Origin of the sequence: Dyella sp. (assembly GCF_035486915.1) — a bacterium.
In the GTDB taxonomy this organism is placed as follows: Bacteria; Pseudomonadota; Gammaproteobacteria; order Xanthomonadales; family Rhodanobacteraceae; genus Dyella_B.
In genome coordinates this window covers 1-13,142 of sequence record NZ_DATHMR010000004.1, presented here as the reverse complement: position 1 = coordinate 13,142, position 13,142 = coordinate 1, and the positions used below count along the sequence as shown (strand labels likewise).

At 59.4% G+C, this 13,142-nt stretch carries 13 protein-coding genes and 2 pseudogenes; 9 read left to right on the top strand and 6 right to left on the bottom strand.

The annotated features are described in order from the left end of the window. The first annotated feature begins 58 nt into the window (after positions 1-58). Positions 59-691, top strand: a complete 633-nt coding sequence (locus VK725_RS00320) for an NAD(P)H-dependent oxidoreductase (RefSeq protein ID WP_325316077.1) — start codon at positions 59-61, stop codon at positions 689-691. A gap of 101 nt (positions 692-792) precedes the next feature. On the opposite strand, the gene VK725_RS00315 is transcribed toward VK725_RS00320, so the two are convergent. Further along, positions 793-1,722, bottom strand: a complete 930-nt coding sequence (locus tag VK725_RS00315) for an AraC family transcriptional regulator (RefSeq protein ID WP_325316076.1) — start codon at positions 1,720-1,722, stop codon at positions 793-795. A 294-nt stretch (positions 1,723-2,016) separates the two neighbouring features. Between VK725_RS00315 and VK725_RS00310 the strand changes: the two genes are divergently transcribed. From VK725_RS00310 to VK725_RS00290, 5 genes are all read left to right on the top strand, one after another. Beyond that, a complete protein-coding gene (locus VK725_RS00310) occupies positions 2,017-2,484 on the top strand; it encodes a nuclear transport factor 2 family protein (protein ID WP_325316075.1) in 468 nt (155 codons plus the stop codon). A 13-nt stretch (positions 2,485-2,497) separates the two neighbouring features. Continuing rightward, positions 2,498-2,842: a YciI family protein gene (locus tag VK725_RS00305; RefSeq protein WP_325316074.1), complete on the top strand. Its 345-nt coding sequence runs from the start codon at positions 2,498-2,500 to the stop codon at positions 2,840-2,842. Then, positions 2,839-4,026 (top strand): amino acid ABC transporter substrate-binding protein, encoded by a 1,188-nt coding sequence (locus tag VK725_RS00300; protein WP_325316073.1) that lies wholly within the window; start codon positions 2,839-2,841, stop codon positions 4,024-4,026. The genes VK725_RS00305 and VK725_RS00300 overlap by 4 nt, the downstream gene beginning before the upstream one ends. Positions 4,027-4,046: 20 nt before the next feature. Then, the gene (locus VK725_RS00295) at positions 4,047-4,985 is read left to right on the top strand and encodes an alpha/beta hydrolase (protein WP_325316072.1); all 939 of its coding nucleotides are present in this window, start codon (positions 4,047-4,049) and stop codon (positions 4,983-4,985) included. A gap of 423 nt (positions 4,986-5,408) precedes the next feature. Continuing rightward, positions 5,409-6,182 carry an AraC family transcriptional regulator gene (locus tag VK725_RS00290; RefSeq protein ID WP_325316071.1) on the top strand — a complete coding sequence of 258 codons (774 nt, stop codon included), beginning with the start codon at positions 5,409-5,411 and terminating at the stop codon, positions 6,180-6,182. Positions 6,183-6,426: 244 nt separating this feature from the next. On the opposite strand, the gene VK725_RS00285 is transcribed toward VK725_RS00290, so the two are convergent. Together VK725_RS00285 and VK725_RS00280 are read right to left on the bottom strand one after the other, a co-directional pair. Then, positions 6,427-7,254, bottom strand: a complete 828-nt coding sequence (locus VK725_RS00285) for a CDP-diacylglycerol diphosphatase (protein ID WP_325316070.1) — start codon at positions 7,252-7,254, stop codon at positions 6,427-6,429. Next, positions 7,251-8,504 (bottom strand): M23 family metallopeptidase, encoded by a 1,254-nt coding sequence (locus tag VK725_RS00280; protein ID WP_325316069.1) that lies wholly within the window; start codon positions 8,502-8,504, stop codon positions 7,251-7,253. The genes VK725_RS00285 and VK725_RS00280 overlap by 4 nt, the downstream gene beginning before the upstream one ends. 836 nt (positions 8,505-9,340) lie before the next feature. On the opposite strand from VK725_RS00280, the gene VK725_RS00275 reads away from it, so the two are divergent. The 3 genes from VK725_RS00275 to VK725_RS00265 are packed head-to-tail and all read left to right on the top strand — an operon-like array spanning position 9,341 to position 12,521. Next, positions 9,341-11,089: a copper resistance system multicopper oxidase gene (locus VK725_RS00275; RefSeq protein ID WP_325316068.1), complete on the top strand. Its 1,749-nt coding sequence runs from the start codon at positions 9,341-9,343 to the stop codon at positions 11,087-11,089. Beyond that, a complete protein-coding gene (locus VK725_RS00270) occupies positions 11,086-11,937 on the top strand; it encodes a copper resistance protein B (RefSeq protein ID WP_325316067.1) in 852 nt (283 codons plus the stop codon). The genes VK725_RS00275 and VK725_RS00270 overlap by 4 nt, the downstream gene beginning before the upstream one ends. An 11-nt stretch (positions 11,938-11,948) precedes the next feature. Next, entirely contained in the window at positions 11,949-12,521 is a 573-nt protein-coding gene (locus VK725_RS00265; RefSeq protein WP_325316066.1) for a cytochrome c, read from the top strand. A gap of 279 nt (positions 12,522-12,800) precedes the next feature. On the opposite strand, the gene VK725_RS18580 is transcribed toward VK725_RS00265, so the two are convergent. The 3 genes and pseudogenes from VK725_RS18580 to VK725_RS18570 all read right to left on the bottom strand — a co-directional run. Then, complete coding sequence (locus VK725_RS18580; protein ID WP_414648429.1) at positions 12,801-12,974, bottom strand: hypothetical protein; 174 nt, start codon at positions 12,972-12,974, stop codon at positions 12,801-12,803. A gap of 42 nt (positions 12,975-13,016) precedes the next feature. Then, positions 13,017-13,079 (bottom strand): annotated as a pseudogene (locus tag VK725_RS18575) (hypothetical protein); the annotation flags it as partial. 2 nt (positions 13,080-13,081) lie between these two features. Continuing rightward, positions 13,082-13,132 (bottom strand): annotated as a pseudogene (locus VK725_RS18570) (hypothetical protein); the annotation flags it as partial. Between the last annotated feature and the right edge of the window lie 10 nt (positions 13,133-13,142).

Below are 13,142 nucleotides of genomic sequence, written 5' to 3'. Positions count from 1 at the left end.
CATTAGACGTCTATTGGATGGCGCTTACCTTGTTGTGCTTACACAGTAATCCCATAGGATGGTTTGTGCTGGTAACTATTGCCCTAAGGACGAAACCGTGACTGCTAAGCCCCGCATTGCGCTCATCATCGGTTCTACCCGCCCGACGAGGTTCGCTGACAAACCAGCCCAATGGATGCTCAAACAAGCGCAAACGCGCCAGGACATGGAGGTCGAGGTGATCGATTTGCGCGACCATCCATTACCTTTCTTCGCCGAGGTTGCATCGAATCTGCGCGCGCCCAGCAAAGATCCGGAAGCCATTCGGTGGCAGCAAACCATCAGCCGATACGACGGCTTTATCTTTGTCGTTGCTGAATACAATCACTCGATCACTGCTGCACTTAAGAACGCACTGGATCAAGCCTACAAGGAGTGGAATCGGAAACCCTTCACCGCGATCGGCTATGGCGGCGTGGGCGCAACGCGTGCTATCGAACATCTGCGCGGAATTGGAATCGAATTGCAAATGGTCTCGACACGCAGCGCCGTCCACATTGGTGGCAGCGACTTCATGGCCGTATTCCCCTTGGGCGGCAACAAGCCGATTGAAGATATCGAGGCCAGCCTATTGCCGGCGGCGACGGCCGCCCTTGATGACTTGGTTTGGTGGGCCAAGGCGACGATGGCCGCGCGAGCGGCAACCGCGTAACGATCCGCTCAGGCGGCCCGCACGCGGGCCGCCTGAGCCAATGTTCTGAACGGCGCTGAGGTCGAGATGTTGTGTTGAGCCTTCTATCCCATGCAGCACGTTTAGCAAACGAACTCTCGCCGCCATGCGCGTGGGCTCATGCCGACCTGACGTGTGAACACTCGCGCGAAGTGTCTGGGGTTTGCAAAGCCGCACGCCGCCGCGACGTCACCAATTGCTACGCCCCGTTGCTGGAGCAGCGCCATCGCCTGCTGGACGCGCGCGCGTAGCAGCCAGGTGTGGGGTGCGAAGCCCGTCGTTTTGCGAAACGATCGGGCAAAGTGACTGGCTGAGAGTCCGCAGGCGGTGGCGATGTCACCCATCGATATGCTCCCGGACAAGTCATCCAGGATCATTTCCTTTGCGCGCTTTTCCTGCCACGACGCTAGCCCGCCACGAATCGGCCGAGTGAGATTCTGGCCGCCGTAGGCGTATGCAGTGTGCGAGGCCAAGGCCATCGCGATGTGATCCGTGAACAGGCGGTTGGCCTCCTCGGGCGCCCTCAACGCGGGCAACAACGACCGCCCGAGCTCCCAGTAAACGCCGTCCCGCACGCCCACGCCAGGATTGAACCTCAGGTTTTCCACTCGAGGTAAGTTGGCTTGCTCGGCCAGGGCATTCATGGTCGCGCGAGGCAGATACATCATCAGATTGTGAATGGGTGTATGCATGACCGAGCGAGGATCTCGCCTCAGATCGCATATGGACGTCTCACCGGCGCCATGGACACAACGCACGATTTCCCGACCTTCTTCCCAATACATCTTGGTTCGATCGGCCCCAAGGTTGAGGCCAATCATGTAAGCGTCGTCAGACGGAATGGAGTTCGAAAGCTGACCATTGGGGCGTTCTACAACGACCTCGGTCACCGCGAAGGCGGCATGCTTTAACAGGCGCAGGACAATGGCCGGAGCTTCTTCCCCTCCAAACATCGTCGCTAGATCGCGACCGTAGTAAGCGCTGGTCGGGGTTTCGGACCGCGCGATGCTCATAGCCCTCGCCTCTTATGAGGTTTGCCCAGTAACGATGTTTACCTGACGGAGCCGGGGCCGCCAGCGGCCTCAGGATAACCATTTAGATCGTGATAATCCTAGCCCGGGTGCACCCCAGGATGAACGGGTCAGAGCGCAAATGCGACGAAATCGGGTAAGTCGTGCTGGTCGCATCCAATATCGGTCGATTTGGACAACCTACAGTGAAGCGGTCGGGGTTCCCCCACTCCGGAGCGCCGGCTGCGGCCGGCGAGTTTCTCCTCCTTGAACGACGCCACTCAGCTGGGATGAAAAATGAACGCCAAAACGACCGAGCAACAACGCAACGAGCAAGTCATTCGTCAGCTGTATCACCTGGCCGATGCAAAGTCGAAAGACACGGCTAAATTCGTCTCGCAGTTTGCGGACGGCGGCTACTTCTACGATGTGGGCGCTGGGAAAAAATACTACGGCGCGGAAATTGGCCTGACGGTCGACCTCTACGCGGCCGCGTTCCCGGATATGCACCGGGAGCTTTACAACTTCTACTTCTACGAAGACGTCGTTGTCGTTGAGCTGTCGTTGAACGGCACACACAAGGGCGGCCTCACCCTTCCGGCCGGGACGATTCCCCCCACGGGCAAAGAAATCCACGCGCCATGCTGCGACGTCTTTCACCTCAAAGACGGCAAGGTCACCGCATTCCACTGCTACGTCGCCGTGCCCATCCTCCTGGAACAGCTGGGGGTCTTCATGAACATGCAAGCCGCCCTCAGACACTGACGCTTCGCCCGCCATGTCGACCGCCGGCGATCATTCCACCGAAAACCCGGGACATTATTTTCTGATCTTCTTGAAGATGGTCCCGGGCAAAACGCTATCTCCCGACGCGTTGGGACGTCATGCGGCCCATCTCTCAGAACTCGATCGGAGTGGTCGGCTTGTCCTGGCCGGCCCCATCCCTGAGCGCCTTGGTGGCTTGATCGTGTTACGCGTCGCCAGTCTGGCCGATGCGAAGGCCGTCGCGGATGAGGATCCGCTTGTTCGCGGCGGCTACCAGACCTACGAACTCGGAACCTGGCTGATGAGCAATCGCCACAACAGCTACCGCCCTGAACCGCCACAGGAGCACGAGAAATGAGCGACAAGCCCATCCGCATCGGGTATTGCCTGTCCCTTACGGGCCCACTCGCTTCAAACGGCAAGACCGCAAGGTTGGCCCATGAACTATGGGCACAAGATGTGAATAGCAGAGGTGGGCTTCTCGGTCGAAAAGTCGAGATGGTTTGTGTTGACGATGAAACAAATCCCCAACTCGTCCTCGACATCTACAAGCGTCTTCTCGACGTCGAAAAGGTCGATCTGCTGATCGGCGGCTACGGTGACAATTCTGTTGCACCGGCGATGCCGCTGGTGATGGAGCGCAAGCGCTATTTGGTGGCGATCATGGCGCTCGCGGTGAACGCGACGCTGAACTATTCAAACTACTTTGTGATGATCCCCACCGGGCCGCATCCACCGGCCGCCTTGACGGAAGGCTTCTTCGAACTCGCGGCACGTCAGGCACCCAAGCCACAAACGCTGGCGATCGTTGCCGCCGATGCGCCGTTTTCGAAAGCGCCTATTCAGGGCGCCAAAGCGCACGCAGAAAAACACGGGTTCGAGGTCGTTTCGGAAGAACTCTATCCGCTCTCAACGACCGACTTCGCGGTCTACATGGATCGTCTCGGATCGATCAATCCGGACATCGTGTTCTTCTGTTCCTACCTCAACGATTCGGCAGGCCTGATTCGCGCGATAAGCAATGCCACGTTTAAACCAAAACTGGTCGGCGGAGCGATGATCGGCCCACAAAATGGTTCGATCAAAACGCAGCTCGGCCAAGCGCTCAATGGCATCGTCAACTACGAGTATTGGTTGCCGGTTCCCGCACTGATGAATCCTGGCGTCGCGGACCTGATCACAAAGTATCAATCTCTTGCGCTAGATTTTGGCGCCGATCCGCTGGGCTATTACGTCGCTCCCCAAGCCTACGCTCAGATGCAAGTTGTCGAGCAGGCCATCATCGGCACCCAGTCGCTCGATGACGACAAACTCGCGGAATACACGCGCAATACGGTCTTCAAGACTGTCGTCGGAGACGTCAAGTTCGGAGACGCCGGCAGTTGGAGCAAGGCGCGAGTCTTACAGGTGCAGTTTCAAAATATCCGAAGCGGTGATCTGACGAATTTCAAAGAACCCGGCACACACGTCGTCGTTTGGCCGCCCGAATTGGCTTCCGGCCCGCTGATCTACCCCTACGCGAATGCGAAACCGAGCAGTTGAAGAGAGCGGCGAGATCAGCGATGAACCTCAAGACGAACGACTTCGCATCGGTGCGCCCGTTGGATTCCGACGACGCGCAAATCGTGGCCAGAATACGAACCATGGCGGCGCCCACCAAAGGCGTCTCGCGGGGCATTGAAGGGCGGGAATTGTTTGACGCCGTGATGGCGAATGTCCCGGCGCCGAACAATGCGAGATCGGAATGGGGCACGGTCGGTGGCGTGCCGGGAACGTGGGTGCACCCCGCAAATGCACGGCCAGAATGTGCGCTCCTGCATCTGCACGGCGGCTGGTTCAACTTCGGGTCCGCGGCTGCCTTCACCAACCTTGTAGGACAAATCGCGGCGCGTGTCGGAGTCAGTGCGTTCATTCCGGGCTACCGGCTGGCTCCGGAGTATCCCTTTCCGGCTGCGACGGAGGACGTTTGGGCTTGCTACAAGGGGTTCGCGCAAAAAGGCTACCGCAGGCTTGTCCTTACGGGGGACTCTGCCGGGGGCAATCTCGCGCTTGGCCTGGCGGGTCGAATAGTGCGTGCGGGCAACTCGACCGACGCAGACCTCGTCGGCGTTGCGGTCTTCTCGCCGGTCACCGATTTAACGCTGTCCGGCGAAAGCTACGTGACGCGCGCGGAAGCCGACCCACTTTTCACCCGCGCCCAGGTCGCTCAACTCGTCCGGGCTTATCTGCGTGACACCGACCCGGGCAACGCGTTGGCGTCGCCCCTAGCCGGACCGATTGCGGGACTGCCGCCTGTTCGTGTGCACGTAGGCGACGATGAAGTTCTGCTGGATGACTCTCGCCGATACGTTGCAAGGGCCATCATGGAGGGCGTCGATGCCAAACTCGACGTCTGGATGGGCATGCCGCATGGGTTCGTCGGACGTGTCGGCGCATTGAAGGCGGCCGATCAAGCGATGAACGAGGTCGGCGTCTTCCTTGCAGAGAGACTTGGCGAGTGATCCAGCGTCCCATGGGTATCGCTAACTGGCTCTTCTTAGAACACGCGGTTGAGACAAGCAAAAGCCCAGTGAAATCTGGGCACGCCTCGGACGCTTTGCCACCGACCATTCTGCGTATCTGTCATAGACCGAGGGCAGCCTCCTGACTGGCCTTGGAGAGCGTTCGGCGCTAAGTTCGACCCACAACGTTGTCGCCGGCGTTTGGTGCGATGAAGCGTTTCCTGAATTTGAGAGCGGCATTGAGGCACTGACAGTCGTATGACGGCAGGCTCACGATCCTCCTCATCACCGTCACGACGGGCATACGGCAAAGAGCTCGCCGCGAACTTCGGCGCCGAGGAAGCACCGTTTGCGGTCACCCGATCTTTGGCGAATGCAGAGTTCGCCGTAACGGAGATCAAGGTGTTGCGGCCGTTCGGGCACATGTCCGAGCCCTTCCCGCGCCAAAACGCCCACCTGATCATCTTCGAGCTCCTCGACAACCAGGGCATGGAATACTGGCTGGAAGGGCGCCATGTCCGAAATCTCGACCTTCGAGTCGGAGATACCATCTTTCATGATCTCCAACGCGAACCGTCGGTGTTGGTCGACAGACCGGTGCATACGATTCAATGGTTCCTACCGCAGACGGCGCTCAACGCCCTGGCTGACGAAGCACACGTCCCGCACATCCATGAGCTTCGCCATGAGCCCGGCGTTGGCGTCACCGATGCAGTGATTGGCCATATGAACGCCGCGATACTTCCCGCCCTGAGAGCGGGGGAGCAAGTGAGCCGGCTATTCGTGGACCACATGAATTTGGCGTTCGCAGCACACGTGGCCCAGACCTACGGCGGTATGCAGTTTGCGGCCCGCATACCCAAGGGCGGCCTCACGCCTTGGCAGCAACGTCAGGCGAAAGACATGCTCCTATCCGATCTCACCGGGGCCATCCCACTCGCATCGATTGCCATGGCGTGCGGTATATCACCCAGCCATTTTGCGCGCGCGTTCCGAAAGTCGACGGGCATGCCACCCCACGCTTGGTTGATTAAGGCCCGCGTCGAGCGCGCGAAGGTGTTGCTCCGCCAACGTAGCCCATCGCTCACGGCCATCGCACTCCAATGCGGCTTCGTCGACCAGAGTCATTTCACGCGCGTCTTCGCGCGCCATGTGGGGCTCACGCCCGGAGCTTGGCGGAGAATGGCCTGGACCTGATCGGATTCCTGAGGACGCCGCCTTGGCGGTAGGCTCTCCTTCCCCATCCAGGCCGCTCTAGCCCCTAGGTACGTTTTCTCTCTGACATCCAAACGACCCTCCATAGCCCTGCTTCTTGACCGACCGATTTCGTAAGCCTTCGATTTTCCCTATAAGCTATTTTTTTAGATCGTTGCGATGCAGTTGCCTATGACCAGCACCGAACGCAGTTCACCCGATCAAGCCCGCAAGGGAAAGCCGTGTTTCAGTGGGCGCGCTGCGTGACCAGATCGCAAGCAAGATCCTGAAGATCATCGCCATTGCCGCGATCGCCGGCGAGCGGGTCCACCTTCCCGCTCAACAAAATGAAACCGGGTTCGCCCGTGCTCGATTGCGCCCCTACGACGATCAGACTGTGCCATGCCATGCGGTCGCCCGACGGCAACGAGGCTGCCAACGATTGAAAGGGATTGATCGTGAGCGAATCGCCGGGAACCCACATGGCTGCATAACGATGTCCGTGCGCCGGCAGTGGTTCGCTCAATGGCTGCCACTGTGACGTGATCGTAGGCAGCAGTCGCCGCAAGGTGTCGTGCACATCCGCGCGAACGCAATCGACATGGATATGAAGCTGATTTTGCGTGCGGCCGAACGGTGAATTGACCACCATGCTCAGCACGTCGCGCGGCACGGATGTGTGCAGGGCCGCTTCGACATAACGCCGCGCCTCCCATGCGTCCGCGAAATAATTGGGCGCGCCCGGCGCCAGCAGCGCTTCACTTTCGATCCCTGTGATACGCGCCAGCGGCAACACGAGATATTGATAGCGCCCGCTGCGGTCCTTGAACACCGCATATCCACTTGCCGGCCCTTGTGGCGCGGATACTTCGATACACGGAGACGGCGGATAGATGTTCTGACGTGCAGCCGTTGCGCACTGCCCGCTAACCCATTGCCACAACTGGTCGGGATTCTTCGTGGCTGTTTTCGCCATCGTTGGGGACGATTCGGCCTGCACTCTCGAAGATGTCGTTGCACATGCCAGCGCAACTACGCATGCGAATAGCCAGTGGATGGCGCCGCGCCGATTCATGGCGCATCGGCGGAGTTGATGCGGGCGACGTAATCCTTGAATCGGCGACGCTCGCTGGGACTGACGTCCGCCGCCACCATCATCCGCTTTTGCTTGAGGGGATCGACGCGCGAGCCGTGATTCCACAGCTCGTAATACAGATGCGGCCCGGTAGAGAGGCCCGTGGCGCCGACATAGCCGATGATTTGTCCGCGACGAACATGACTGCCCACTTGGAGGCGATCTGCGAACGCGCTCAGGTGGCCGTAACGCGTGGCAAGGTCGCCGCCATGTTTCACTTCCACCAATCGTCCGTAGTTGCCACGCCAATCGGCGATGTCGACAACGCCATCCATGGTGGCTCGCACAGGCGTGCCGTTCGGCGCGGCATAGTCGATACCTTGATGAAATTCATCGCCACCCAGCACAGGCTGGATGCGCCAGCCCCATCCGGAGGAGATGTGGGCATTCGACACGGGCAGCACCGGATCCAGCACCCGATATCCCTGCCCTTGCGCGCCGACCATCAAGTCATGTCCCAGGCTGTCGACGTAGTGATAAACGCGCTCGTGCTGTCCTCGATACGTGAGCTCGACGTAAGCGAGCTGCTGCGACGAACCGGCTTTGCCCGACGGCAACAATGCGAGCGTGCAGTGGCTGTCTTTAGGCAGACGACTCGGCAGGTTCCAACGCTCGCGCGCGTAATCCACGATCGCTTCAACCACCGGGCGATGACCCAGTTGCCGAATGAGTTCCTGGCTGAGCAAACGGCCAGGCGTGAGCGACGTGAGCAGCGGACTCGTTGTTTTCTTCGATGGTTGAGGATTCCCGGTCGCGCTTATGGGTAGCGCTTCGATGTGCGCCACGGACAGCGGGACCGTTATCGCATCACCGATCACGCCGGCGAACAACGCGTGCGATTGTTGAGGTAATGATTCGATTTGATCGGCACGCTTTCTACCTGCCGGATCCCGCTCGATGCGCAGGCTGACCAGTGCAGGGCCGGAACGACCTGACATGTCCGTGCAAGCGGTGAAGATATCGCCGGGCCGCATCTGCGTGAGCATGTGCCGTGTCGATGCATCGGCACGATGAAGCCATTGGGTGAACTGCGCTGCATGAACACCGTCATGCGACACCAGATCGATTGCCTGATCGCCGGCTTGAATGATTTGACGATGAGTCGTGCAGCTCGTTTCTGCGCGCTTCGCGTAAGCCGCTGTGCTGCACAGCGCGGACAGGATAAATAGGCACACCGCAACTCTCGTCATCCGCATTCCCCCTGGTCCATGCGGTTGAATAGATCGTAACGTTATAACATCGCTGTCCGCTGCGCAAATGTCTTCCCAGCCGCCAGACACTAAGGACTCGCGTGACCTCGCACCCACGCCGATAACGTGCGCGTCCACCCAAAATCGACATATGTGCGTATCGAGTTCGTTGAGGTAGATCTGTGTGCCGATGGATGCAGTCGTAAGCCACGACGTCCCACTCCGTCCAAAATCGCCCGCGCATAGCGTCGAACCATCACCCGATATCCAAACGTTGAACCCGGCTCCACAGTTGAGTGCTTATCGCGACGAGCCTTACACTCCCGGCATGCGCCGCACACTTTCCTGCATGACACGCTCTCTCCCATTGCGGGTGCTGGCTGTCGTGGCGTGCTGGCTGATGCTGACCAACTCTTTGTGGGCCTACTTGCCGTCTGCACCGAACGCGGGACCTGGTGTCATGTCCACGGTCACGAGCGCTCCCGTCAGTGCGCATGCATCGAACAAGATGCATCTCGCAGAAGACAACGATTGTTGTTCCGGCCACATCGATCACCATATGGGCCATCGGGGCACGACATGCCATTGTGCGTCGTCATGCGGCGGATTGCTTTTGCCGGGATCGGAAACGGCGTCCGCGTCGATCATGACAATATCGATCAATACGTTCCCCCTTGAACGCCGTGCTCCATCGCTGGCGCTGCAACCTCCTTTACGGCCACCGGTCGTCTAATCCTCGCAACCTTCCGCGCACGCAGCCATCGCCCGAAAGCGATGACATGTCGTGTATGAGCGCATCTCCTATCCGATGCATCACGCGTTACGAGTGATCGATCATGAAACGTTTTGCCGTTGCGCCCGCGACAGACCTATCGCGGCGACGCTTTGTCCAGGGATTGGCCCTCGGCGGCGCCGTTGCGGGCCTGGGTAAATGGACGTCCAGCTGGGCGCAGACACGCGAAGGATCGCCCGTTTTATCAGGCGCCGATTTCTCGCTGGTCGTTGACGAAACGCCCGTCAACTTCACGGGCAAGCGGCGCCTTGCAACGATCGTCAACGGCGGCCTTCCCGGTCCGACGTTGCGCTGGAAAGAAGGCAGCGAGGTCGCACTGCGCATCGTCAACCGACTGCGTATGCCGACGTCCATTCATTGGCACGGGATCCGGTTGCCTTTTCAGATGGACGGCGTACCGGGCATCAGCTTCCCGGGCATCGCTGCCGGCGATACGTTTGTGTATCGATTTCCCGTGCGGCAATCGGGCACCTATTGGTATCACAGTCACTCGGGTTATCAGGAACAAACCGGTCTCTACGGTGCGGTAATCATCGATCCGGCCACACCGGATCGCGTGCGCGTGGATCGGGATTACGTTGTCATGCTCAACGACTGGACCGACGACGATCCCGCGCATATCTTCGCCATGCTCAAACGGCAAAGCGATTACTACAACGTTGCGTTGCCGACCTTTCCGGATTTTCTTCGCGACGTACGCGAACGCGGGTTAAGCGAAGCGCTTGCGGACCGGCGTATGTGGAACCGCATGCGCATGAACCCGACGGATCTGAGCGATGTTTCGGGCTACACCTTTACCTATCTGATGAACGGCGCATCGCCGGCCATGAATTGGACGGGCCTGTTTCGTCCGGGCGAGCGCGTTCGTCTGCGTTTTATCAATGGCTCGACCATGACGCTATTCGATGTGCGCATTCCTGGCCTTAAGATGACGGTGATCAGCGCGGACGGCCAGGATGTCGAACCCGTCCACGTCGACGAATTTCGCATCGCAGTGGCGGAAACCTACGATGTGATCGTGGAGCCGCAAGAGGATCGCGCTTACACCGTGTTTGCCCAGGCCATCGACCGCTCGGGCTATGCACGCGGGACGCTTGCACCGCGTCCTGGCATGGAGGCGCAGGTTCCCGCCCTGGATGTCCGTCAGCTGTTGACGATGGACGACATGATGGGCGGCATGTCGATGAATCGCTCAACGCCCGCCACGCCTTCACACGCCATGGCTTCCATGCCGGACATGCAGGCCATGAGCATGCCGACGCCGGCTGCTCCTTCGAATCATCTTGCTCGCATCGAACGCGGCCCCGCTGTGGACATGCGCGTGGAAACGCCGCGCACGAATTTGGACGATCCGGGTGTTGGGTTGCGCGACAACGGCCGACGCGTGCTGACCTACGCCGACTTACATACCGTAGGCGGCCCGCTCGACGCCCGACAACCCACACGCGACATCGAATTGCACCTGACCGGCAACATGCAGCGCTACATGTGGTCGTTCGACGGCGTGAAGTTCTCCGACGCGCAACCGATACAGCTGCATGCCAATGAACGCGTGCGTCTGGTGTTGGTCAACGACACGATGATGAACCATCCGATTCACCTCCACGGGATGTGGAGTGAAGTCGAACACCCGGATGGTACATTTCAATTCCGCAAGCATACCGTCAATGTTCAACCGGCACAGCGGATTGCCTACGCCGTCACGGCGGATGCACTGGGCCGCTGGGCCTATCACTGCCACATGATGTTTCACATGGAAGCGGGGATGTTCCGCGAAGTGGTGGTGTCGTGAACACTTTGCGATGGTTGCACCGACCGCGCCTTTCGACGTTGCTTGCACTGGCTTGGATCGCATCGAGCGCATCGGACATGGCGATCGCACAAACGACGTCCAGCAACGCGGATCAGCATGGATCGACATCGATGGCATCGATGCCGGGCATGACGATGGACACCGGACCGGTTGGCGGAAATTCCGCGATGCAGATGACGACGATGGATATGCAGGATAACGCTGCGCAAAGCATGGTTCTCATCGATCAGCTGGAAGCGGCCCATACCCGCAACGGCAACGGGCAAGCATGGGATGCGGAGGCTTGGTATGGCACGGATACCGACAAGGTGTGGTTACGTACCGAGGGCAACCATACTGCAGGCGCCTTGGAAGATGCCGATGTCGAAATGTTATGGAGCCACGCCGCGTCTGCATTCTGGAATACGCAACTGGGCGTGCGCCAGGATGTAAGCGGCGACGATCATCGGACCTGGGCGGCATTCGGGGTAGAAGGACTGGCACCTTACTGGTTCGACCTGGAAGCGACCGGTTATGTCAGCGCGTCGGGTTACACCGCTGCGAGATTGCGCGCGGAATATACACTGTTGTTTACCCAACGCTGGATTCTTCAACCGGAATTGGAAACCAACCTCTACGGCAAAAGCGATCCACGCGATGATACGGGTGCAGGTATTTCGGATATGCAGTTGGGTCTGCGCTTGCGCTACGACGCGACGCGGCAATTCGCTCCGTATGTGGGCTTCGTCTGGGTCCGTCATTTTGGGGAAACCGCCGATTGGATCCAACAACGTCGCGAGCCGGTTTTCGACGCGCAGATCGTCGTCGGTCTGCACGCATGGTTTTGAGGAAGCCAACAATGAAAATATTTGGAAAAGGGTTGCTCGGCGCGATGTCGCTTGCCGTCGTCGCGATCATTGGCGCCGTCGCATTCACAGGCTCGGGGATTTACAACGTGGGCGCCGATGCACCGCATTGGCCTGTCACCCATACCGTCCTGCAAACGCTGCGGGATCGGTCGATCGCCGTTCGAAGCCGCGGCGAAAGCGTGCCTGATCTGAATGATCCGCAAGCGATTCTGAAAGGAGCCGGTCAATACGCGGCGATGTGCACGGGCTGCCACCGCGCCCCCGGCGCTCAGGACTCGGAACTTCGCCGGGGCCTGTACCCACAACCGCCAGATCTCTCCCGACAGCAGATAGAGCCACGCGCAGCGTTCTGGATCATCAAGCACGGCATCAAGATGAGTGCGATGCCGGCGTGGGGTTCCACCCATGACGACGCCACGATATGGAGCATGGTGGCATTTCTTCAAAAGCTGCCAAGCATGACTCCCGAACAATACAAAGCGATCGTCGCCAAAGCGCCGCCCGACGACGACATGGATATGGATCCAAAAGCCATGGGGAACGCAGGTAACCGCAAAGGATAGTCGGTGCCAAATGTCCGTATATGGACTCCTCCCCTTTGCAAAGCTCCCCGTGCTCTAGCGTCCGTGTCGACTGCACACGTATATCCGGTCTCTAACAGCGGCATCGTTTTGATGCTGGACCATGATGGGCTATTCGCGCGTCAGCTCCCAATCGCTTTGTCGTGCTTGTCGCACATGGCCGTTAAAGGGTTTTGTTAACGCCGGTTCGACCGGTTTGCCATCGTGCAAGGTTGCGTCGCAATCGTGGTAGAGGGTACTTCGTTTATTACACGAGATGCATCAGGCCGCCGCCCGCTCCGGTTGGTAGTCACGGTCGTGGCGCAACATCGCCCAGGCCATGCGCACTGTTTTGTTAGCTAATGCCACGCAGGCGACATTCGGATGCGATCGTTCGGCCAGATGGATGACCCGGCGACTAAGTCGATCCTCCTTGGTCTGGGCGGTGCGGATCATCGCCCGTGCACCATGCACCAAGAGCGTTCGCACGTACGCATCGCCCCGCTTGCTGATGCCAACAGGCGCTCTTTCCCGCCCGAACTGTGCTGACGAGGCGTTAATCCTAGTGAGGCAGCAAGCTGACGACCGTTGGCAAACTGTCGCGCATCGCCGATCGCCGCGAGC

Excerpts from the sequence above, each read along its gene's own strand:
- VK725_RS00320 (WP_325316077.1), top strand. The coding sequence starts at position 59 with ATGGTTTGTGCTGGTAACTATTGCCCTAAGGACGAAACCGTGACTGCT.
- VK725_RS00315 (WP_325316076.1), bottom strand. The coding sequence starts at position 1,722 with ATGAGCATCGCGCGGTCCGAAACCCCGACCAGCGCTTACTACGGTCGC.
- VK725_RS00310 (WP_325316075.1), top strand. The coding sequence starts at position 2,017 with ATGAACGCCAAAACGACCGAGCAACAACGCAACGAGCAAGTCATTCGT.
- VK725_RS00305 (WP_325316074.1), top strand. The coding sequence starts at position 2,498 with ATGTCGACCGCCGGCGATCATTCCACCGAAAACCCGGGACATTATTTT.
- VK725_RS00300 (WP_325316073.1), top strand. The coding sequence starts at position 2,839 with ATGAGCGACAAGCCCATCCGCATCGGGTATTGCCTGTCCCTTACGGGC.
- VK725_RS00295 (WP_325316072.1), top strand. The coding sequence starts at position 4,047 with ATGAACCTCAAGACGAACGACTTCGCATCGGTGCGCCCGTTGGATTCC.
- VK725_RS00290 (WP_325316071.1), top strand. The coding sequence starts at position 5,409 with ATGTCCGAGCCCTTCCCGCGCCAAAACGCCCACCTGATCATCTTCGAG.
- VK725_RS00285 (WP_325316070.1), bottom strand. The coding sequence starts at position 7,254 with ATGAATCGGCGCGGCGCCATCCACTGGCTATTCGCATGCGTAGTTGCG.
- VK725_RS00280 (WP_325316069.1), bottom strand. The coding sequence starts at position 8,504 with ATGACGAGAGTTGCGGTGTGCCTATTTATCCTGTCCGCGCTGTGCAGC.
- VK725_RS00275 (WP_325316068.1), top strand. The coding sequence starts at position 9,341 with ATGAAACGTTTTGCCGTTGCGCCCGCGACAGACCTATCGCGGCGACGC.
- VK725_RS00265 (WP_325316066.1), top strand. The coding sequence starts at position 11,949 with ATGAAAATATTTGGAAAAGGGTTGCTCGGCGCGATGTCGCTTGCCGTC.
- VK725_RS18580 (WP_414648429.1), bottom strand. The coding sequence starts at position 12,974 with ATGATCCGCACCGCCCAGACCAAGGAGGATCGACTTAGTCGCCGGGTC.